The organism is Flavobacterium sp. UGB4466 (assembly GCF_903469665.1).
Taxonomy (GTDB): Bacteria; Bacteroidota; Bacteroidia; order Flavobacteriales; family Flavobacteriaceae; genus Flavobacterium; species Flavobacterium lipolyticum.
Window position 1 is genome coordinate 41,510 of the sequence record NZ_CAGKLC010000023.1, and the last position, 21,500, is coordinate 63,009.

The window sequence follows — 21,500 nt, forward strand, 5'->3', positions numbered from 1 at the left end:
AAAAAAAGTCCCAACTCTCGTTGGGACTTTTGATATAAGTATTGATTATTATTTCAATTTCTTTTTGATTGCTACCTCGTGGTAAGCCTCAATAACATCTCTTTCTTCGATATCATTGTATCCTTTGATCTGAATACCACAATCGTATCCTTTAGTAACTTCTTTAACATCGTCTTTGAAACGTTTCAACGCCACAAGCTCACCTGTGTGCACCACTACTCCATCTCTGATTACTCTAATTTTAGAAGTTCTCATAATCTTACCGTCCATCACCATACAACCAGCGATTGAACCCACTTTAGAAATTTTGAAAATCTCACGAATTTCAGCAGTTCCTAAAATTTCTTCTTTCATCTCAGGAGCTAACATTCCCTCCATTGCATCTTTTAAGTCATCGATTGCAGCGTAGATAATAGAATAGTAACGGATATCAATTTCTTCTTTATCAGCAAGCTGTCTCGCATTTCCTGCAGGACGAACGTTAAATCCGATAATGATTGCATCAGATGCAGAAGCCAACATAACGTCAGTTTCAGTAATTGCTCCAACACCTTTATGAATGATATTAATCTGAATTTCTTCTGTAGACAATTTAGAGAACGAATCTGATAATGCTTCAACAGATCCATCCACGTCTCCTTTAAGGATTACGTTCAATTCTTTAAACTGACCAAGTGCGATACGACGTCCAATCTCATCTAATGTAATATGACGTTGTGTACGTACTGATTGTTCACGCATTAATTGAGAACGTTTCGAAGCAATTTGTTTTGCTTCTTTTTCGTCTTCAAAAACGTTAAACTTATCACCGGCAGTTGCAGCTCCGTCAAGACCTAAAACAGATACCGGAGTCGAAGGCCCTGCTTCTTTAACAATATGTCCGCGTTCATCATGCATAGCTTTAATTTTACCATGATGCTTACCTGCCAACATATAATCCCCTACTTTTAAAGTTCCATGTTGAACTAAAATGGTAGACACATATCCTTTTCCTTTATCTAAGAACGCCTCAACAACTGTTCCTTGAGCCGCTTTGTTTGGATTCGATTTTAAATCTAAGATTTCCGCTTCTAATAAAACTTTCTCTAATAATTCTTTTACACCTGTTCCAACTTTTGCAGAAATATCATGCGATTGAATTTTTCCACCCCAATCTTCAACAAGTAAGTTCATACTAGCCAAACGCTCTTTGATTTTCTCAACATTAGCATTTGGTTTATCAATTTTATTGATTGCAAATATAATTGGAACTCCCGCCGCTTGTGCGTGAGAAATTGCTTCTTTTGTTTGTGGCATGATATCATCATCCGCAGCAACAACAATAATAGCGATATCGGTAACTTGAGCTCCACGTGCACGCATCGCGGTAAACGCCTCGTGACCCGGAGTATCTAAGAATGCTATTTTCTGACCGTTATCTAAAGTTACGCCATAGGCTCCAATGTGCTGTGTAATACCTCCAGACTCTCCGGCAATAACATTTTCTTTACGGATATAATCCAATAAAGAGGTTTTACCATGATCGACGTGACCCATTACTGTAACAATTGGCGCTCTAACCACTAAGTCTTCTTCTTTATCTTCAACTACCTCGATAGCTTCTTCGATATCAACCGTGATAAACTCTACTTCGTAACCAAACTCATCCGCTACGATTGTTAGAGTTTCAGCATCCAGACGTTGGTTCATGGTAACCATGATACCAAGAGACATACACGTTCCAATTACTTTTGTAATCGGCACATCCATCATGATTGCAATTTCACCTACCGTAACAAACTCGGTAACTTTAATTGTTTTACTTCCTTCGTCAAGTGCTCTTTGCTCATCATCTGATTTTTGACGGTGCGTTTCTCTTTTATCTCTTCTGTATTTAGCAGCTTTAGATTTTCCACCTTTACCCTGAAGTTTTTCAAGAGTCTCTCTAATTTGGTTTTTTACTTCCTCTTCAGTTGGCTCCACTTTTGCTACAATTGCAGGACGGTTTCCTTTTACAAAACCTGGTCTTGCACTTCTGTTTGCATTAAAACCTCCTCCACCAGTATTTGGTGTAATTTTATTAGGGTTTGGAGTTCCCGGCGCATTACCTGTTGCAGGTTTTGGCGCACCCGGAGTTCCCGGTTTAGGAGCGATTCTTTTACGCTTATTTTTATTAGCGTTATTTCCGGCTCCCGGAGCTCCTGGTTTATTAGGAGTTATCTTTGGATCTTCTTTCTTTTTCTTAGGCTTATTGAATTGAGACAAGTCAATTGTCTGCCCGGTAAGAGTAGTTCCAGATAATTTTTGATATTGTGTAGTAATTATTTCCTCAGCAGTGTTAGGATCAGTTGAAACAACCGGTTCCTGCGCTACTTTTGGAGACTCTACTTTTACTTCTTTCTTCTCTGTAATAATAGGTTTTTCTACCTTTTTCTCTTCAGAAACTACAGGAGCAACTACCGGCTCTGGCTGTACAATTTCTTTTTGAACAGGTTTTTCTGGTTGAGTTGGAGTAACAACTGCTTTTGGCTCTTCGGTTTTCACTGGTTCCTCAACAGGAGTAGAAACAATTGCAGGTTTCTTCGGGTTTAAATCAATTTTACCTACTTGAACAGGTCCTGTTACAACAGCTCTCGCTTTTATAACCTCCTGTTGTTTTTGGCGCTCTTCGTCTTGTCTGCGTTTGTCCTCAATTTCTTTCTCACGTTCAACACGTAATGCTTCTTTCTCTTTTCTTTTCTCTTCCCCTACCTCTTTAGAAGCTTCCTTATTCCCCTTATCGCCCGCAAATTGGCTTTGTAGGATATTAAATTCGCTATCAGAAATTTTTGCATTCGGATTTGCATCAATAGCAATTCCCTTATCTTTTAGATAATCAACAGCTCTTTCTAACGAAATATTTAATTCCCTTAAAACCTTGTTTATTCTTATTACTCTCTCTTCAGACATATAACCTTTTTATTATTACCTTTTTCGTTGTGTTGTTAGAGCAGACAACTAACTGTCAAACTCTTCTTTTAGTATTTTCATAACATCAAGAATAGTTTCCTCTTCTAAATCTGTTCTTCTTACTAAATCTTCTACTTCCTGCTTTAGAATACTTTTTGCTGTATCCAAACCAATTTTAGCAAATTCTTCAATTACCCAGCCTTCGATTTCATCTGAGAATTCTGTTAATTCAACATCATCCTCATCTGCCGTTGCTCCTGCAACATCTCCTTCACGAATTACATCTAACTCGTAACCTGTTAACTGACCTGCTAATTTAATATTGTGACCTCCTCTACCAATTGCTTTAGAAACTTCTTCTAATTTCAAGAAAACTTCAGCTCTTTTATTTTCTTCGTCAATTTTGATAGACGAAACTTTTGCAGGGCTTAAAGCTCTTGTAATAAACAATTGAATATTGTTTGTATAATTAATTACATCGATATTCTCGTTTCCTAACTCACGAACGATTCCGTGAATACGAGATCCTTTCATCCCCACACAAGCTCCAACAGGATCAATTCTATCATCATAAGAATCTACCGCTACTTTTGCTTTTTCTCCAGGAATACGCACTACATTTTTAACTGTAATCAAACCGTCGAATACCTCAGGAATTTCCTGCTCAAACAATTTCTCCAAAAACTTCTCAGAAGTTCTGGACATAATGATTTGAGGTTTGTTTCCTTTTAATTCAACGCTTTCAATAATTCCGCGTACATTATCTCCTTTACGGAAAAAGTCAGATGGAATTTGTTTTTCTTTTGGAAGTACAATTTCATTTCCTTCATCATCGACCAAAATTACAACTCTTGGACGTACGTGGTGCACTTCGGCAGTATAAATATCACCAATAATATCTTTAAATTGCTTGTAAAGATTTGTATTATCGTGTTCGTGAATTTTAGATATTAAGTTTTGACGCAAAGCCAAAATAGCCCTTCTTCCTAAATCAATCAATTTCACCTCTTCAGAAACCTCTTCACCGATTTCAAAATCAGCTTCAATCATTCTTGCTTCAGTCAAAGTAATCTCTTCGTTTTCGAAATCCAGATCTTCATCAGCAACAATTACTCTTCTTCTCCAGATCTCCATATCTCCTTTATCAGGATTTATAATGATGTCAAAGTTATCATCAGAACCGTATTTTTTCTTTAATGCATTTCTAAACACGTCCTCTAAAATTGCCATAAGCGTTACACGATCAATAAGTTTATTATCCTTAAACTCTGAGAATGAATCGATTAATGCTAAATTTTCCATGCGAATTCTTTAATTAAAATGTTACTGTAACAATTGCCTCCTTAATATCTGTATAAGGTATTTGTTGCTCTTTTTGAACTGTTTCTTTTCCTTTTCCTACTTTTTTCGGTTCTCTTGCTTTCCAAGACAAAATTATAAAAACATCGTTAGCTTCCACCAATTCTGCCTCAATTTTTTCAGTATTTGTAGTAACAATCAACGTTCTACCAATATTTTTAATGTATTGTCTTGTCATTTTCAAAGGCGATCCTACTCCAACAGATGCTACTTCAAGCGAAAAATCCTGCTCTTCACGATCCAGATTATTCTCGATTGCACGACTTATGTCAATACAATCCTGCAGCGCCACTCCATTATCACCATCTAAACCAACACTAATTTTAAAAGAGTCTGACACAGCCAGATCAATCAAAAAGATCGATGGCTTCTCCAGAAGAGCTTCTGTAATTAATCCGTTTACTTTTTCTTTAAATGTCATAATTTTATAAAAAGAGGGGACACTTAGTCCCCTCATTATTTAGATTTTAATAAATAACGGTGCAAATATAGTGTTTTTTTTATAAATCAAAATAAATAGATTAACCTAAAAATATTTCTTATCTTTATAATAATCGATTTTTTAACTATTCAAGCCCTAAAACACCATGAAAAGAATCCTAGTACCTACCGATTTCTCCGAACATGCAGAGAACGCTTTAAAAGTTGCCTCACAAATTGCAAAGAAGAATAATTCTGAGATAATCATTTTACACATGCTCGAATTACCAAGTCAAATGAACGATGCCGTTTTAGGCGGAGCAAGTATTCCCGAAACAATGCTTTTCATGAAAAAAGCCAACGAAATGTTGGATCAGGTTTCATCAAGACCGTATCTGGACGGAATCCCAATTACAGAAATTGTAAAAATAGACAAACCCATTCACGGCATCACTCAGGTAAGCAAAGAATACGAAATCGATCTGATCGTAATGGGATCACACGGATCATCCGGCATAGAAGAACTCTTAATTGGATCAAACACCGAAAAAGCAGTCCGAAATTCCGAAATCCCGGTCCTGATAATCAAAAAAGACACTGCCAACTTCAATGCCTCCAACATTGTTTTCGCCTCAGACTTTTCAGAAGAAGCCAAAAAACCCTTCAAAAAATTCCTGAAATTCGCCAGTGTCTTTGACTCTAAGATACACTTAGTCACCATTTGCACTCCGAACAGCTTCAAACCAACTCATGAATTACAGAAAACAATAGATGCCTTTGTAACCGAATTTAACCTGACCAATTACTCTGCTCATATCTACAACGACACCAACATCGAAAAAGGAATCATCAACTTCTCCAACAGCATCAATGCCGATATTATAGGAATGTGCACACACGGAAGAACCGGCTTTGCTCATTTTTTCAACGGCAGTATCAGCGAAGGACTTGTAAATCATGCCATCAGACCGATACTTACTTTTAAAATTTAAAAAAAAAATAAACACATAAAAAAAGCCTCTCGATTGAGAGGCTTCTTATGTTGGTCTACTAGGACTCGAACCTAGAAAGACTGCACCAAAAACAGTTGTGTTACCATTACACCATAGACCAGCAGTGCTGTTAAGCGAGTGCAAATTTAGAGCTTTATTTAGTTTGTGCAAACTTTTTGAGCAAAAAAAATCATTTTTTACTGTTTTTTTTTGCTCAAAATCCGTAACACATTTACAAGTATTTCACAAACAACACCTTACTTCAACCAAATACTTTTACAGATTTTTTTGTTAATGCTCGTTTCTTTAAACAAAAAAACATTTTCTTTGTACGATAGAAAAATTACAAAATTTTAACACCTAAATATGGCACAATTCAATTTCAATAAATGGAATACTATTATTGGTTGGTTTGCATTTGCAATCGCTTTAATTACTTACACCTTAACTGTTGAACCCACGATGAGTTTCTGGGATTGCGGAGAATATATTGCCACTGCCGCAAAACTGGAAGTGGGACACCCGCCGGGAGCTCCTTTATTTCAAATGATGGGTGCTTTTTTCGCAATGTTTGCGACAGATGCACAACATGTAGCGGTAATGGTTAATATGATGTCGGTTTTTTCAAGTGCCTTTACTATTCTATTTATGTTTTGGTCTTCTTCTATGATTTTGAAAAAAATCGTAGCCCGTTTTGCCAAAATCGACCAAAACAATTCAATTGTTATTTTAGGAAGTTCTTTTGTTGGAGCCCTTGCCTACACTTTCTCAGACAGCTTCTGGTTTAATGCTGTTGAAGCGGAAGTTTACGCGATGGCCTCCCTTTTAATTGCCTTGCTTTTCTGGCTTGGTTTACGTTGGGAACAAGATATGGACCAACCAAAAGGAAACAAATGGTTATTGATCATTTCTCTTGTTATCGGACTATCGTTTGGAGTTCACTTTATGGCTTTGTTAACCATTCCTTCTATTGGTTTTCTGTATTACTTTAAACATTACGAAAAAGTTACCATCAAAAACTTTCTTATTGCCAATGTTGTTGTAATTGGTGTTCTTCTCTTTATCTTCAAATTGCTTTTACCTTTAACAATGGAGGCCTTTGCTGACACTGAAGTTTTTATGGTAAATAGTTTTGGATTGCCTTTTAACTCGGGAACAATTTTCGTAACGCTGATCCTAATCGCCTTCTTCTATTTTGGGTTAAGATTTACCAAACAAAAAGGATTAATTTTTTACAACACTATTATTCTTTGTGTTCTTTTTATATTTATTGGATTCTCTACCTGGATAATGCTGCCTGTTCGCGCTAATGCCAACACCGTAATCAACGAAAACAAACCTTCGGATGCCGCAGAAGTACTGGCGTACTACAATCGTGAACAATATGGAGTAAATCCTCTTTTTTACGGACCTCAGTACACGGAGTATTTCGCAGGCCTTGATGCCAAAAATCCTTATTCAGACAAGGCTCCTAACTACGAAAGAGATTACAAAACAGGTAAATACATCATTACCAATAATTTCAAAAACGCTCAGCAAAACTCTGACGACAACCAAAAAACGATTCTTCCAAGAATGTGGAGCACTGAAATGGGGCACATTCAAAACTATATTAACTTTACGACCCCGCCTAACTTCCGAATAAACCCAAATTATGACTACGAGCAGGATTTAGGAAAATACGGAATTGACGCCAGTCAGTTAACTGAAGAAGAATACAACAAAGCTACAGCTCAATTGCGAAATGAAGTTGAAAAAACAATTTCAGAATTTAGAAAAGCTTATGCTCAAAAACAAATTGATAACGAAGGTTATGTGAAATTCTTAAAAAGCTATGGCGATTACCTGATTATCGAAAAACCATCTGCTGTCGACAATTTCAGTTTCATGTTTGAATACCAATTTGGATATATGTACTGGAGATATTTGATGTGGAACTTCGTTGGACGTCAAAGCGACAATCAGGGGAAATACGATAATATTGACGGAAACTGGATTAGCGGAATCAAAGCACTTGACTCTTTACATCTTGGCTCACAAGACAATTTACCTTCTGATGTTACCAACAATAAAGGAAGAAATGTTTATTACTTCCTGCCATTTATTTTGGGGCTTATCGGATTAATGTACCATGCCAACAAGGACTTAAAAAGTTTTTACGTACTATTGGCTCTATTCTTATTTACCGGAATTGCTTTAAAAATATACCTGAACGAAAGACCTTTTGAGCCTCGCGAAAGAGATTATGCATTAGTAGGATCTTTTTATGTGTTTGCGATCTGGATTGGTTTTGGTGTTTATTCACTTTACGAAAGCATTCAAAAATATATCGCCCCTAAAATTGCCGGCCCAATTATTATTGCCGGAAGTTTGTTAGCTGCACCGATTTTAATGGCTTCTCAAAACTGGGACGATCACGACAGATCCGGAAGATATACTGCAGTTGCAATGGCTAAAGCGTATTTAACTTCTTGCGATAAAGACGCTATTTTATTTACTATTGGAGACAATGACACCTTCCCGCTTTGGTATGCCCAGGAGATCGAAGGCATCAGAACCGATGTTAAGATAGTAAACACCAGCTTATTTATGACCGACTGGTACATTGATCAAATGAAAGCGAAAGCTTACGAATCTGATCCGTTACCAATATCCTTTACCCATGATGAATATGTGGGTGACAAATTGGACTATGTAGCTCATATTCCTAAAATTGACACGCGTTGGAACATCAAAGATTTTATTGATTTTATTAAAAATCCAAAATCCACAGTAGGTTTACAAAACGGACAAACGATCCATTTTTACCCTACGAACAAAATCAGAGTTCCTATTGACAAAAATGTGATTATCAAAAACAAAGTCGTTAATCCGAAATACAACGACTCTATTGTTCCTTACATGGATATCGACATCAAAGGAAGTGCTTTATATAAAAATCGCTTAATGATGCTGGACATTTTGGCCAACAATAACTGGAAAAGACCTATTTATTTTAGCGGAGGAGCTTTTGACGACGAAGATTACTTATGGCTGAAAAACTATCTGCAATTGGACGGAATGGTTTACAAATTAGTACCTATTAAAAATATCCCTTCAAAAGACGGAGGCCCTATGGATATGGGGCAAATGGATGCTGATAAATCGTACGATATCGTAATGAAGTGGGACTGGGGCAATAGCAATGGGACTATTTATCACGATCCCGAAACCAGAAGAAACAGTATTACCTACCGTACTAATTTATCCCGTTTGATGGATCAATTGATTGCTGAAGGCAAAACAGATAAAGCCAAAAAAGTGATCGAACTGGCAATGACAAAAATGCCGGTAGATAAGTTTGGTTATTATTCGTTAGTTGAACCTTTTGCAGGAGGATATTACAAAGTAGGAGAAACTGCCAAAGCACACAATTTACTCAACCAACTGGTTCAGAAATACAAAGAGGAACTAAACTATTACGCCACTCTGACTCCTGGTGACCAAACTGACTTAGCGATTGACATCATTACTGACATTGAACGCTACAGAAGTCTATTACAAGTGATGAAAGAAAACAACGATCTTACTTTCTATGAGAAGCACAAAGTAACATTTAATACTTATGTAAATGTTTTCGAACGTTTTGGAAGAGAAAAAGAATAATAAGATACGAAAAACATAGTAATTAAAAAAATGCAGCGCAGCTTGATTAGTAGCGCTGCATTTTTTAATTTTACATATCTGTAAACCAAAACAAAATGAGCTTTTATTGGGTAAAAACAAATTCATTCATCAAGAAGGTATTTTCTAAATATTGTTGGGACATTCCAAACAACGAAAAGAAAATATATCTCACCTTTGACGATGGCCCAACTCCCGAGATTACAGACTGGGTTTTATCTGAATTGAAAAAATTTGACGCAAAAGCCACTTTCTTTTGTATTGGAAAAAACATAAAAGCAAACCTTTCTTTGTTTGAAAAACTAATCAAAGAAGGACATTCTATTGGCAATCATACCATGAACCATGTCAATGGCTGGAAAAGCCACACCGATGATTACATTAAAAATGTACAAAATTGTGCCGCTGTTCTGGAAGAGAAAAAAACACGCAATCTTATCTTTCGTCCGCCTTATGGAAAAATCAAAAAGGCACAGTCCAGAATCCTTCGAAAATTAGGATATAAAATCATCATGTGGGACGTTTTAAGCGCTGATTTTGACCAGAGCATCACACCTGAGAAATGTCTTGAAAACGTAACAAAAAATGTGAAATCAGGAAGCGTAATTGTATTTCACGACAGCATAAAAGCCTCGCCAAATTTAAAATTTGCCTTACCTAAAACCTTACACTTTTTAAAAGAAAATGGGTATACATTTGATATTATTCACTAAATAATATCTTTAAGAAGTAGTATTCTATAAATTAAATTGTTCCTGAACAATTCCTATAATCGTATTCGCATCCAGTTCTCCGGATTGCCTCCAAATCATCTGCCCTTCTTTATAAATCATTAAAGTAGGAAGTCCCTTAATACGCAGTGCTTCTGCTAATTCCTGATTTTTATCCACATCAATTTTGATCACCTTGGCTTTATCGCCAAGTGCAGCCGCAACATCCTTAATTACAGGATGCATTGATACAGATGATTCGTTCCAATCGGTGTAAAAATCAATCAACACTGGAACTTGAGCATTTATAAGTTCTCCAAATTTTGACATAAAACCAAAAATTTAATTCTTTTTTAATCTTTTAAAAAGAGGTAATTATATACAAATGTAGCATTTTTAACGAATTAAGCCACATTGTTCCCCTTTTTTAGTTCAATCACGGTTATTTCGGGCATAATCCCTACACGCCCCGGATATGCGTGAAAACCAAATCCACGATTTACATAAACGTATCGACTTACATTTTCATATAAGCCTGCCCATTGTTTATAAATATACTGAGCCAGACTCCATTTAAAATAACCCGGAATTTCTATCCCAAATTGCATGCCATGTGTGTGACCTGACAAGGTTAAATGAAAATTTTTCGGATGCTCTTTAATTACGTATTCCCAGTGTGTCGGATCATGGCTCATGACCACTTTAAAATCGCCCTGAGACACATTCTGAGAGGCTTTATCTATATCTCCGTACTTCGCAAAATTCTTTCCCCAGTTTTCTACACCAATCAGTGCAATTTTGTCATCTCCTTTTTGAATGTATCGGTGCTCGTTTAACAAAAGCTCAAATCCAATTTGCCCATAAAGGCTCTTAATTTCTTCAAAATTTTCCTTTTTATCCTTTTCAGAAGGCCAGGTTACATATTCCCCATAGTCATGGTTACCTAAAACAGAAAACTTCCCGTATTTATAGTTTTTTATTCTCTTAAAAGTTTCCAGCCAGGGATGCATTTCTTTAGCATGTGTATTAACAATATCTCCTGTAAACAAAATCAGATCAGCTTCCTGAGCATTGATCAGATCAATAGCATAATTTATTTTATCCGGATTATCAAAACTTCCACTGTGAACATCAGAAATCTGAGTGATTTTAAAACCATCAAAAGCATCCGGAAGATCCGGAAAAAAGACAGTTTGCTTGATTACCTTAAAATTGTATTTTCCTTCAAATATCCCATAAATCAAAGAAAGAAAAGGAACTGCTGCCAATCCTAAGGCGATCTGACTGATAAATTTTCTCCTCTCAGGCATCATTTCCTTTTTTGGAACATTATACACGAAGTAATTGACGATGCTAACCCCTATTCTAAAAATATCTTCACCAAACATAAAAAGCGTAAGAACAATTTTTGGCACATAAACCAATAACATTAACCCTGTTGTAAACATAAATTGTTTCGTTTGTCCAACAGACCGGTCAATTTGCGAAAAAGAATAAATGATAAAAATTAGAATTAGTAAACTTATAACCTGATAACTAATCAAAACCCATCTTAACTTGATTAAGGCTCGAAATGCCTGGTAAGAATAGTACTCAATAAATAATAGAAGAGCACAAAGAATTAGAAACTTAAGGATCATTATTTTTTAGTTTTGAACAAAGTAACAAAGAATGAAAATCTTATGGCTTTTTATTATCAAAAATTTAACGCTGATAATAACAAAAAGCTGACAGATTACTCTATCAGCTTTTTCTCTACCAAATTTTTAAAACCTTTTAAAATCCACAACATGTGTTTACCGAAATAAACTATACCTTTTTATTTTTGTGTTTTTGCTGCTTCCGGTTTAGCGGCTGCTTCTTTTTTCGCTTTTTTATCTGCTTTTTTCTCTTTTTTAGGAGCTTTTGCTTCTTTTACAGGGGCTGATTTTACTGGAGCTGTTTGAGCGTTCACCATCGCAACTGTTCCTAAAACAGCTACTGCCAACATTACTAATTTTCTCATGATTTTAGTTTTTATGATTATTATTATCTTCATTTATTATACCCCAAAGATATTCTCACAAAATGAAGATAAAATGAAGATTAGGCCTGTCTGAAAAAATTAACTTTTAATTGTGTTTTTGCCCTCCCGGAAACAATAATGTAAAGGTGGTTCCTTTATCAATCTCAGACGTAACTTTTAATTCGATATGATGAAAAGAAGCAATACTCTCCGCAATAGCAAGCCCTAAACCCTGCCCCTCCTGATCTGAACTAAGTCTGGCAAATCTGTTGAATATCTGTTCTATTTGAAAATCATTCATCCCAACACCGGAATCGGCAATAGAAATAAAATAGTAATGATCCTGAAAACCATCCGCAACACTTATGCTGCCCTGAGGTTTATTGTATTTTATGGCATTGGTAACCAAATTATAAATAAGAATATGAATCAGCGTTTTGTTTCCTGTAAAAACATAATGATGGTTCATTTTATTCCAAAACTGAATTTCTCTGTCGTCGATACGATCCTGTAAGTCTTCCTGCAAATCGGTGACTATTTCATGAAAATTTATATTCTCGTTGGCTTCATACTGATTGTTTTCGATTCTGGAAATCAACAATAAATTATTAATGATTTTTTTGAGCATATCTAATGTTTTCAATGCTCCTGCAATTTTATCAATAGCATTATCATCTAAAGATTCATTTTGCAATAAGTTCTCAAACTTACTTTTGAGCAATGCAATTGGCGTTAGCAGCTCGTGGGAAACATTTGATATGAACTGTTTTTCTTTTTTAAAAAGCTCCGCAATACGGTCCATCATTTGGTTTAAAACAGAATCGAGTTCTCTAAAATCATGAGACCTGACTTTGATTGGGGTATGATCAAAAGCCTCAGGCTCATTGACCCGCCTTATCTTGGTATCAATAATTTTATAAAAAGGCTTTAATAAGTATTCGATATAAAAAGTATCTGCCAAAAAAGTAATCAATAATATCACTACAAAAACGATAATAATAAAAAATCGGATGATAAAAGTAAGGTCTTTTACTTCTCCCAAACTGCTTCCAATTTCGAGCTGGTATCCCTGATTTCCGAAGGTAAAATGATACTGCAAGATTCTGTATTCGTTTTCTTCTCCTTCAATAATTCGGTAGTCATTACTAAAAACAGGTTTTTTCTGGTCGTGTTTTAGAGAAGATTTTGAGAGCACCAAAAACTCGCTGTGAAGGGTTGAAAACTGTGAATAGGTTTCGGTCGAATCACCTGAATTTTCAATAAAGTCATCGATTTCATTCTGATTCAGATGTTCAATAAACTTCTGTTTCTTTTCGAGCAGCCCGTTATTGATATGCCTGTACACCACATTTTCTACCAAAATAGGCAGCATCAGCCATAAAATAAAAATAACCAACAGTCTTGTCAGCGCATTAAAAATAGCCAATTGATGTTTTATCTTCACAACCTGTATTCTTTATTCGTTTATACGATACCCTACATTTCTAACGGTTTCAAACCAATCAATTTCTGTATGCTTGTCTAATTTTTTTCGAAGGTTTCTAACATGGACGTCAATAAAATTAGAGTCGGAATTGACTTCGAGAATGTCTCCCCAAATATGTTCTGTCAATTGCAACCTCGTAATTACTCTGTTTTTATTAAGGACTAAATACTGAAAAATATCAAATTCCTTTTTGGTCAAATTAATGGGCGTTTCATCATAACTCACTTTATAATCCTGAAGCTGCAATAAAAAACCATGAATGCTTAAATTATTCATAGTAAAACCATGCATCCTGCGAATAACCGCAAACAATCGCGCACTAAGCTCTGTGAGGGCAAAAGGTTTGGTCAGATAATCATCGGCGCCCAGATGCAAACCATTTATCCTGTCATCCAGTTCTCCACGGGCTGTAAGTACAATAACGGCCATTTTCGATTTCGTTTTACGAACTGTTTTCAGTACTTCAAATCCATCTCCGTCAGGCAGACCAAGGTCCAGCAGCATAGCATCATAATCATTACTGTTTACCTCCTCCAGAGCATCACTGCAGTTGTGAACTATTTTACAGATGTAGCCTGCATTACACAGAAAATCGTAAACTTCTGCCGCAAGTTCTTTCGTATCTTCAACAATCAAAATATTCATAATTCGACTTTTAAATGCAACTAAATTTAAGCAATTATAAAAAGCATTGTTACGCATTATTAAAAAAATTAACGAATAAAAAAAAGCCAGTAAATTTCTTTACCGGCTCTCTTCAACCGCATTCTCATAATCATTACTTCTGTTTTGCCTCGTATACAATTCTTCGTAAGCAAAACGAAAACAATTTTTCCTACTTCATTTTGGTTGTTTCTGCTTTTGGAGCTTCGCTTTTTTGCGATTTCATTTTTTTATCGGCTTTGTTTTTGTGATGTTTAGTTGCTTTCACTTCTTTTGCAGGAGCTGTCTGTGCCGGAGCTGTTTGTGCGCTAACCATTACACTTGTTCCTAAAACTGCCACGAGTAACATTACTAGATTTTTCATAATTTTTAATTTAAATTGATTTATCTTTTTTATCCTTTTATAGTCTTCTTTTTTTGCTTTTGGAGCTTCTGCTTTTGGAGCTGCCATTTTTGGTGATTTTACTTTTTTATCCGCTTTGTGTTTAGGATGTTTGGTCGCTTTTACTTCTTTGACCGGAGCCGGTTTAACATCTTTAGCCGGAAATGCATGTACCATAACGCTTGTTCCCAAAACTGCTACTAATAACATCAATAAATTTCTCATGATTTCTACATTTTTATATTAATACCTTTTATTTTACAGATCAAATTTACCCTCGTAATATGAAGACAAAATGAAGAAATCATGTCCCATTAAAATTTTAACTTTAATTTATAAAAAAAGCGACCGGAATATCCTGTCGCTTTATCGCATGTATATTTAATGCTGTCTTTTTTAAAAGCCCAATCCTAAAGTCATCGAAGTAACTGCCGGAGAAAAATCAACTGTTTTTGTTGCTGTACCAGTAGTTAGGTTAATCTTATAAACAGACTGCACACCACTAACTGTTAATACTGCAAAGGCTTCATTACTGTTACCTCCTATATCAAAACCATTCATTCCTGTGGCTGTCACTCCAAGACTACCTACTAATACTAAAGTTCCGTTGTTTGGAGGATTTTGCAGATATAAGCTACTAGTACCGGAATCGATAACAAATAACTGTGTAGTCGAAGCTTGTGCAAAATTATTCGTGTAAGCAGCAGCTGTAACGGATGGCGTCCCCGGATTAAGACTGAGATCTGTAGCGGCAACAACCCCTGTATCCGGATGCAATCGGAGATTTTGTCCTGTATTGCTTACTACACGTATTCTGTCAACCGTGGGATTAAAATCAAACCCAAAATTTTGTCCGGATAATGTTGGTGACAATCCAGCACCAACGGCGGTCACCTGTCCGTTTGAAGAATTAATCGTTAACAATCTGCTTTGATTGGTCAGGGCATAAAGCGCTCCGTTTGCAGGCCTGAAATCTAAACCAACCACCTGCTCGCTTGTATTCATCCCCATCAGAGCAACTGAATTTGAAGTTCCTGTAACCGGATTAAATCGATACAAAATGTTTGTTTCGGATGTCGCGAAGGCGATAGGTTTTGTTTTAAAGGCTACTTCAACAATCTGCTGTGTAAAAACCCCGACCCAGGTTGCTTCTCCATTCGTTAAATTAATCGTATACAATCTTGATTGGCTATTTTTATTGTTTACCGCTATTCCCAAATTCGAATCGGGCTGTATATCAAAACCTCCAACTCCCGAAAAATCAACTTTTAAACTTCCTACTTCCTGAAGAGTTCCATCATTTGGGGGATTTTGCAGGTACAATTTATCCGTAGCATAATCAATATCGAAAAGCTGTGTTGTCGTACTTCCTGAAAGACTATTGGTATAGGCAATCGCTCCTACCTGAGCATTCGCTACCCCGTTAATATTTCCGTCGGTTGCAGCTACAGTTCCGAGTTCGGGATGCAATCTCAGATTTTTTCCGTTATTAGACACCAGACGCACCCTGTCAACCGTGGGGTTAAAATCTATAGAAGACGATGTTCCTTCAATTGCCGGAGAGAAAGATGCCGTTCCTAAAGGTGTCGCCAATCCCGAACTTTCATTTATGGTATATAATCTGCTGGTAGAGCCCAATCCATACAATTGACCTGTAGCAGGTCTGTAGTCAATACTAATGATATTCTCGCCTGATTGTAATCCTGTTATCGAATAAGAACGAACAGGAGTTTTTAAATCTTTGGCATTAAAGTAAAAAACTTTGTTATCATTGCTTAATGCGGTGAAGTCTACCGGAGGGGCAGTACTAGGCATTGGTTCAGGTTCTGGCTGAGGAATTGGAGTTCTGTCGTCATCATTAGAACATGCACCTAAAAATGACATTAATCCCATCAAAAAAAGTGATCTTGGTGTAAATAAATTTTCTCTCATAACGCATTGTTTTTTATTTACTTACGGCAAAAAAAATCTTTTGGTTTGCAATTTTTCAAAGTTTTCAGAAAATAGTTATCAAATCTTCTGTTATTTCTGAAAAACAAATAACAAAGCATTTTCTTCCCTAATATTATAGTGATATTCGTAACTTTGAAAATTGAATTGATAAATTGTACTTATGTCGTCACAAAAACGCCTTTTTCTACTTGATGCTTACGCTTTAATATTTCGTGGCTATTACGCCTTCATAAAAAATCCAAGAATTAACTCTAAAGGAATGGATACCTCGGCGATCATGGGATTCATGAATTCGCTTTTGGATGTTATCAAACGTGAAAAACCGGATCATCTGGCTGTAGCTTTTGATAAAGGCGGAAGTGCCTTGCGTAACGAAATATTCCCGGAATACAAAGCCAATCGTGATGTAACACCGGAAGCCATAAAAATTGCGGTTCCTTATATATGTGAATTATTAAAAGCCATGCACATTCCGATTATTGAAGTGTCAGGTTTTGAAGCTGACGATTTAATTGGAACGATTGCCAAACAAGCTGAGAAAGAAAATTATAAAGTTTTTATGGTAACTCCGGATAAGGATTTTGCCCAATTGGTTTCTGAGAATATCTTTATGTACAAACCTGCCCGTATGGGGAATGGGATTGAGATTTGGGGAGTTCCTGAAGTTTTAGCCAAATTCGAAATCGAACGTCCGGAACAGGTCATCGATTTCCTTGGGATGATGGGTGACGCTGCCGATAATATTCCGGGACTTCCGGGAGTTGGTGAGGTAACTGCCAAGAAGCTTCTTAAGGAATTTGGAACAATGGAAAACCTATTAGCGAATACAGACAAGCTGAAAGGAAAAATGAAGGAGAATATTGAGGCTAATAAAGAGAAAGGATTGTTATCTAAAAAACTGGCTACCATTTTATTAGACTGCCCGGTAACTTTTGATGAAAACGATTATGAGTTAACACGTCCTGATATTGAAAAAACCGAAGCTATCTTTCAGGAATTGGAATTCAGACGAATGGCCGAACAATTTGATAATTTGTTTAAAACGGGAGGCGAGAATGAAACAACTTCAGCTCCGGTTTCTGATGCTAAATTGTATAAAAAACCACAGCCTAAAAACGAAGATCAGTTTGACCTTTTTGGAGGAGGCTCTACCGAAGAAAATACAGAAGCAACCCGAACTTCTTTTTACAATACTTTAGAAAACACCCCTCACTCCTATCAGGCAATTCAAGGGGATCTGGGAATAAAATTACTTTTACAGAACCTTCAAAACCAGACTTCTGTTTGTTTTGATACCGAAACTACCGGTTTAGATGCTTTGCACGCCGAACTGGTTGGTATTGCATTCTCTTACGAAAAAGGAAAAGCTTTTTATGTTCCTTTTCCGGAAAGTCAGGAAGAAGCTCAGGTTTTAATTGAAAAATTCAGACCTTTCTTTGAGAATGAAAACATTGAAAAAATAGGTCAGAATTTAAAATACGATTTAAAAATCCTTTCTAATTATGGTGTTACCGTGAAAGGAAAGCTTTTTGACACTATGATTGCGCACTACCTGATCAATCCGGATATGCGTCATAACATGGACATTTTATCGGAAACTTACCTGAAATATGCTCCAAAACCAATTGAGGAATTGATTGGCAAAAAAGGGAAAAATCAAATTTCAATGCGCGATGTAGCTCTTGAAGATATCAAGGAATATGCCGCCGAAGATGCTGATATCACTTTACAGCTTAAAGAAATCTTCACTACAGAATTAGACAAAACCGAAACGAAGAAATTATTTGACGAAATTGAGATTCCGCTAGTAAGCGTTTTAGCGGCCATGGAAACGGAAGGAATTCGTCTGGATGTGGAGTTTTTAAAGGCGATGTCAAAAGAAATGGATGTTGAAATCAAATCTCTAGAACAGAAGATATACGAAACTGCCGGAGAGAAATTCAACCTGGCTTCTCCCAAACAGCTGGGCGACATTTTGTTTGACAAACTTAAAATTGGCGGAGCAAAGCAGAAGAAAACCAAAACCGGTCAATATGCAACCGGCGAGGAAGTTTTAACTTATTTGGCCAACGACAATCCAATCGTAAAAGAAATTCTGGATTGGCGTCAAATGGTGAAATTACAGAGCACTTATATTCTGGCTTTACCGGAACAGGTGGACAAAAAGACACAACGTGTTCATACGGATTATATGCAGACTGTTGCCGCAACAGGACGTTTGAGTTCTAACAATCCGAATTTACAGAATATCCCGATTCGTACCGAAAGAGGGCGTCAGATTCGTAAGGCTTTTGTTGCGCGCGATGAAAACTATACTTTAATCTCTGCCGATTACTCGCAGATAGAATTAAGAATTATTGCCGCTTTAAGTGGTGAAGAAAATATGATTGCCGCTTTTAAAAACGGAGAAGACATTCACAGAGCAACCGCAGCCAAAGTTTTTGATGTGCCTTTAGAGGAAGTTTCGCGCGAGCAAAGAAGTAATGCCAAAACAGTTAACTTTGGAATTATCTATGGGGTTTCTGCTTTCGGACTGAGCAATCAGACTTCGTTATCCCGCAGTGAAAGCGCCGCTTTGATTGAAGCTTACTACAAAACATACCCGAGACTGAAATCTTATATTTCTGAACAAATTGAATTTGCGCGTGAAAAAGGATATGTGCAGACCATTTTAGGCCGTCGCCGTTATTTAAAAGACATCAACTCGGCAAATGCGGTGGTTAGAAGTGCTGCTGAGCGAAATGCTGTAAATGCCCCAATTCAGGGAAGCGCTGCCGATGTGATCAAAATTGCCATGATCAACATTCATAAAAAATTGAAAGACGAAAACTGGAAATCTAAAATGCTGCTTCAGGTTCATGATGAGCTTGTATTCGATGTTCACAACGACGAACTCGAAAAAATCCAGCCTATGATCAAACACGAAATGGAAAATGCCTTTACTATGGCAGTTCCTTTGGAAGTTGAACTTGGAATGGGTAAAGACTGGCTCGCTGCACATTAATTTTACATCCGTTTTCTGCTAAATTCTTTTGGGCACACTCAGGACTAAAAAACCTGTTATCATCAGTGGTTTTAATCCCATTATTTCTGAACACCCCCGTTTTTAGGTATTTTCACTAAAAAACGGGGGATTTCATTTTTTTGAAGAGTAATTTGATTTTAAAATGCTAAAATCTTAGGTTTAAATCAATACTAAAAAAAGGAAAAAATCCAATGTTCCGTGAGAAATAGTTGAAATTTGAAAAAAGCAATTCTCAGGAAGTAGTTTGTTTATTTCTGAATTTGCCTTTTTGAATTTTCTGTGTTGATTCTTCATAACACATCGGTTGGAATTTTCCATTTGTTGAATGATATTATGAAAAGTCGTATTCTTGTGCTGGAAATAGCTTTCTACACAAGAAAAGCCATCAAAAAAAGCTTTTTTTGACCCCTTTGCTGATGTTGAGAATGATCTTATCCATGACTTGATCTGATGAAAAAAGAGTGCCAAAAGAAATTTTCTATTAATACTACCCTATGGCAATGGATGAATATTAAAGAAAGTAATCCTTACAAAACCTTAAAAAAGTAGTTATCTCTTTTTAATCGGCTTTTACCCCTTTCCACAAAAACCAGACTGATACCTCATATTGTAATTTACCGAATATCGGAGGTTTATGATATATAAAGCGATTCTAAAACCAAAATAGATACCAACTCTTCCATATATTTGTTTCTGAATTTTTTAACATACTCATTTGCATTATGTATTATTTCCAAAGCTTCTTTAGGATTATTTAAATAAAAATCTAACTTTTCATCTAAATCCGAATAATCATCTGCAATTTCTATATAATGCTCCCCTCCTCGTAATTTCCCCTCCATAAACCATGTTTCAAATTTTAGTTTTGGAGATACAGCAATAGAATTGCTACTCATTATCCATTTAAGATTAGTTGCCACATCGTATCCCTCCAAACTCAAAATATATTTATAATTCAGGTGCTCTTTATATGAGAGTCTATCTTTAAACCATTGGGCATTTTCCCCATTTTTTTTCACATGCCCTATGTCAACATTTGGATTATTAAAATGTTTTTTAAAGAACTCGATTCTGTGTTGTTTACGAATGGATAACCTTCCAATAAGTATATCATTTTTTTGAGCATACGCTATATCATTTTTGATGAATTTGAAATGGCGCTGTCTGTCTAAATTTAAGAGTATTCCTTTCCCGTTGTCATTACCAATAGGCCGACTTTTAACTATTGCATGTTCTTTGGGGACGAAATCTACATCACCAAACACGAAACGAATTGGGTAATTTTTATCAAAATATCTAGCGTATTCAAATGTGTCAATATAATAAGATGTTGGACTTTTAATATTTCGCAGATCATCAATTGTATACTCGGAACTAATATCTCGAAAAGAAAAATTATCTTTATTATAATATTGTTTTCGATCATAACACATACTTATCTCTTCATCACTGAGCTTGGAAAGCAAATATTCTTTTTTAGAGAGATACTCTTTGTAATTTGCAAAAATAGAATTATAATACCCCCTTAAATATAAAAAAAACTTGTACTCTTTTTCAACTTTCATTATTGTAAATTTTCACTATGCAATTCGGTGTCCTACCCCATTACCTTTAATCTTATTATTTTCTCATCACACAACGCTACGCTAATTTTGGATATCCGAAACGTCATTACGTTCCTCAACTATCCACAGATAGTTCTGGCGTTAGCGTTGTTCTGTATTTTATCAGAAAAATAAATATGAAAAGAACAAAGTCTTAATTATTTCTTTCGAAAAAACATACTTATACCCTTTCACCTATCAACACTTTTTACCACATTGCATAAATGTTATCTGACAGAATCAGTAAATTATTTTTTTTTTGACCTATATAAACTATAGTGAGTATATTTGGCACATCCTATTTTTTATG

15 protein-coding genes and 1 tRNA gene are annotated in these 21,500 nt (G+C 35.9%); 4 read left to right on the forward strand and 12 right to left on the reverse strand.

Going from position 1 to position 21,500, the window contains the following annotated elements:
- Window positions 1–48: 48 nt before the first annotated feature.
- Genes infB through rimP form a run of 3 tightly spaced genes read right to left on the reverse strand, consistent with a single transcriptional unit; the run spans window position 49 to window position 4,708 of the window.
- The gene (gene infB / locus JO950_RS08580; protein WP_202702267.1) at window positions 49–2,928 is read right to left on the reverse strand and encodes a translation initiation factor IF-2; all 2,880 of its coding nucleotides are present in this window, start codon (window positions 2,926–2,928) and stop codon (window positions 49–51) included.
- Window positions 2,929–2,976: 48 nt separating this feature from the next.
- On the reverse strand, window positions 2,977–4,230 hold the full coding sequence (gene nusA / locus JO950_RS08585; RefSeq protein WP_017498147.1) for a transcription termination factor NusA: 1,254 nt from the start codon (window positions 4,228–4,230) through the stop codon (window positions 2,977–2,979).
- Window positions 4,231–4,243: 13 nt separating this feature from the next.
- The gene (rimP, locus tag JO950_RS08590; RefSeq protein ID WP_202702268.1) at window positions 4,244–4,708 is read right to left on the reverse strand and encodes a ribosome assembly cofactor RimP; all 465 of its coding nucleotides are present in this window, start codon (window positions 4,706–4,708) and stop codon (window positions 4,244–4,246) included.
- A gap of 166 nt (window positions 4,709–4,874) precedes the next feature.
- Here rimP and JO950_RS08595 point away from each other — a divergent pair, with 166 nt between their 5' ends.
- A complete protein-coding gene (locus JO950_RS08595) occupies window positions 4,875–5,699 on the forward strand; it encodes a universal stress protein (RefSeq protein ID WP_202702269.1) in 825 nt (274 codons plus the stop codon).
- Window positions 5,700–5,749: 50 nt separating this feature from the next.
- On the opposite strand, the gene JO950_RS08600 is transcribed toward JO950_RS08595, so the two are convergent.
- A tRNA-Gln gene (locus JO950_RS08600) sits at window positions 5,750–5,820 on the reverse strand.
- A 245-nt stretch (window positions 5,821–6,065) separates the two neighbouring features.
- Here JO950_RS08600 and JO950_RS08605 point away from each other — a divergent pair.
- Window positions 6,066–9,344 carry a DUF2723 domain-containing protein gene (locus tag JO950_RS08605; RefSeq protein WP_202702270.1) on the forward strand — a complete coding sequence of 1,093 codons (3,279 nt, stop codon included), beginning with the start codon at window positions 6,066–6,068 and terminating at the stop codon, window positions 9,342–9,344.
- A gap of 95 nt (window positions 9,345–9,439) precedes the next feature.
- Window positions 9,440–10,075 carry a polysaccharide deacetylase family protein gene (locus tag JO950_RS08610; RefSeq protein WP_202702271.1) on the forward strand — a complete coding sequence of 212 codons (636 nt, stop codon included), beginning with the start codon at window positions 9,440–9,442 and terminating at the stop codon, window positions 10,073–10,075.
- Window positions 10,076–10,099: 24 nt separating this feature from the next.
- On the opposite strand, the gene JO950_RS08615 is transcribed toward JO950_RS08610, so the two are convergent.
- From JO950_RS08615 to JO950_RS08650, 7 genes are all read right to left on the reverse strand, one after another.
- Complete coding sequence (locus JO950_RS08615) at window positions 10,100–10,402, reverse strand: co-chaperone YbbN (protein ID WP_068844990.1); 303 nt, start codon at window positions 10,400–10,402, stop codon at window positions 10,100–10,102.
- 74 nt (window positions 10,403–10,476) lie between these two features.
- Window positions 10,477–11,712, reverse strand: coding sequence for a metallophosphoesterase (locus tag JO950_RS08620; protein ID WP_202702272.1), 1,236 nt, complete (start codon window positions 11,710–11,712; stop codon window positions 10,477–10,479).
- Between the two features lie 179 nt (window positions 11,713–11,891).
- Complete coding sequence (locus JO950_RS08625; protein WP_202702273.1) at window positions 11,892–12,077, reverse strand: hypothetical protein; 186 nt, start codon at window positions 12,075–12,077, stop codon at window positions 11,892–11,894.
- 106 nt (window positions 12,078–12,183) lie between these two features.
- Window positions 12,184–13,521 carry a cell wall metabolism sensor histidine kinase WalK gene (locus tag JO950_RS08630; RefSeq protein ID WP_237732321.1) on the reverse strand — a complete coding sequence of 446 codons (1,338 nt, stop codon included), beginning with the start codon at window positions 13,519–13,521 and terminating at the stop codon, window positions 12,184–12,186.
- A 12-nt stretch (window positions 13,522–13,533) separates the two neighbouring features.
- Window positions 13,534–14,208 carry a response regulator transcription factor gene (locus tag JO950_RS08635; RefSeq protein ID WP_202702274.1) on the reverse strand — a complete coding sequence of 225 codons (675 nt, stop codon included), beginning with the start codon at window positions 14,206–14,208 and terminating at the stop codon, window positions 13,534–13,536.
- 190 nt (window positions 14,209–14,398) lie between these two features.
- Window positions 14,399–14,833 carry a hypothetical protein gene (locus JO950_RS22460; protein ID WP_370528117.1) on the reverse strand — a complete coding sequence of 145 codons (435 nt, stop codon included), beginning with the start codon at window positions 14,831–14,833 and terminating at the stop codon, window positions 14,399–14,401.
- A gap of 171 nt (window positions 14,834–15,004) precedes the next feature.
- Window positions 15,005–16,540, reverse strand: a complete 1,536-nt coding sequence (locus JO950_RS08650) for a DUF4394 domain-containing protein (protein ID WP_202702275.1) — start codon at window positions 16,538–16,540, stop codon at window positions 15,005–15,007.
- 181 nt (window positions 16,541–16,721) lie between these two features.
- Between JO950_RS08650 and polA the strand changes: the two genes are divergently transcribed.
- Window positions 16,722–19,565, forward strand: coding sequence for a DNA polymerase I (polA, locus tag JO950_RS08655; RefSeq protein ID WP_202702276.1), 2,844 nt, complete (start codon window positions 16,722–16,724; stop codon window positions 19,563–19,565).
- A 653-nt stretch (window positions 19,566–20,218) separates the two neighbouring features.
- Here the strand turns inward: polA and JO950_RS08660 are convergent.
- Window positions 20,219–21,151 (reverse strand): glycosyl transferase family 90, encoded by a 933-nt coding sequence (locus tag JO950_RS08660; protein WP_202702277.1) that lies wholly within the window; start codon window positions 21,149–21,151, stop codon window positions 20,219–20,221.
- Between the last annotated feature and the right edge of the window lie 349 nt (window positions 21,152–21,500).

Excerpts from the sequence above, each read along its gene's own strand:
- infB (WP_202702267.1), bottom strand. The coding sequence starts at position 2,928 with ATGTCTGAAGAGAGAGTAATAAGAATAAACAAGGTTTTAAGGGAATTA.
- nusA (WP_017498147.1), bottom strand. The coding sequence starts at position 4,230 with ATGGAAAATTTAGCATTAATCGATTCATTCTCAGAGTTTAAGGATAAT.
- rimP (WP_202702268.1), bottom strand. The coding sequence starts at position 4,708 with ATGACATTTAAAGAAAAAGTAAACGGATTAATTACAGAAGCTCTTCTG.
- JO950_RS08595 (WP_202702269.1), top strand. The coding sequence starts at position 4,875 with ATGAAAAGAATCCTAGTACCTACCGATTTCTCCGAACATGCAGAGAAC.
- JO950_RS08605 (WP_202702270.1), top strand. The coding sequence starts at position 6,066 with ATGGCACAATTCAATTTCAATAAATGGAATACTATTATTGGTTGGTTT.
- JO950_RS08610 (WP_202702271.1), top strand. The coding sequence starts at position 9,440 with ATGAGCTTTTATTGGGTAAAAACAAATTCATTCATCAAGAAGGTATTT.
- JO950_RS08615 (WP_068844990.1), bottom strand. The coding sequence starts at position 10,402 with ATGTCAAAATTTGGAGAACTTATAAATGCTCAAGTTCCAGTGTTGATT.
- JO950_RS08620 (WP_202702272.1), bottom strand. The coding sequence starts at position 11,712 with ATGATCCTTAAGTTTCTAATTCTTTGTGCTCTTCTATTATTTATTGAG.
- JO950_RS08625 (WP_202702273.1), bottom strand. The coding sequence starts at position 12,077 with ATGAGAAAATTAGTAATGTTGGCAGTAGCTGTTTTAGGAACAGTTGCG.
- JO950_RS08635 (WP_202702274.1), bottom strand. The coding sequence starts at position 14,208 with ATGAATATTTTGATTGTTGAAGATACGAAAGAACTTGCGGCAGAAGTT.
- JO950_RS22460 (WP_370528117.1), bottom strand. The coding sequence starts at position 14,833 with ATGAGAAATTTATTGATGTTATTAGTAGCAGTTTTGGGAACAAGCGTT.
- JO950_RS08650 (WP_202702275.1), bottom strand. The coding sequence starts at position 16,540 with ATGAGAGAAAATTTATTTACACCAAGATCACTTTTTTTGATGGGATTA.
- polA (WP_202702276.1), top strand. The coding sequence starts at position 16,722 with ATGTCGTCACAAAAACGCCTTTTTCTACTTGATGCTTACGCTTTAATA.
- JO950_RS08660 (WP_202702277.1), bottom strand. The coding sequence starts at position 21,151 with ATGAAAGTTGAAAAAGAGTACAAGTTTTTTTTATATTTAAGGGGGTAT.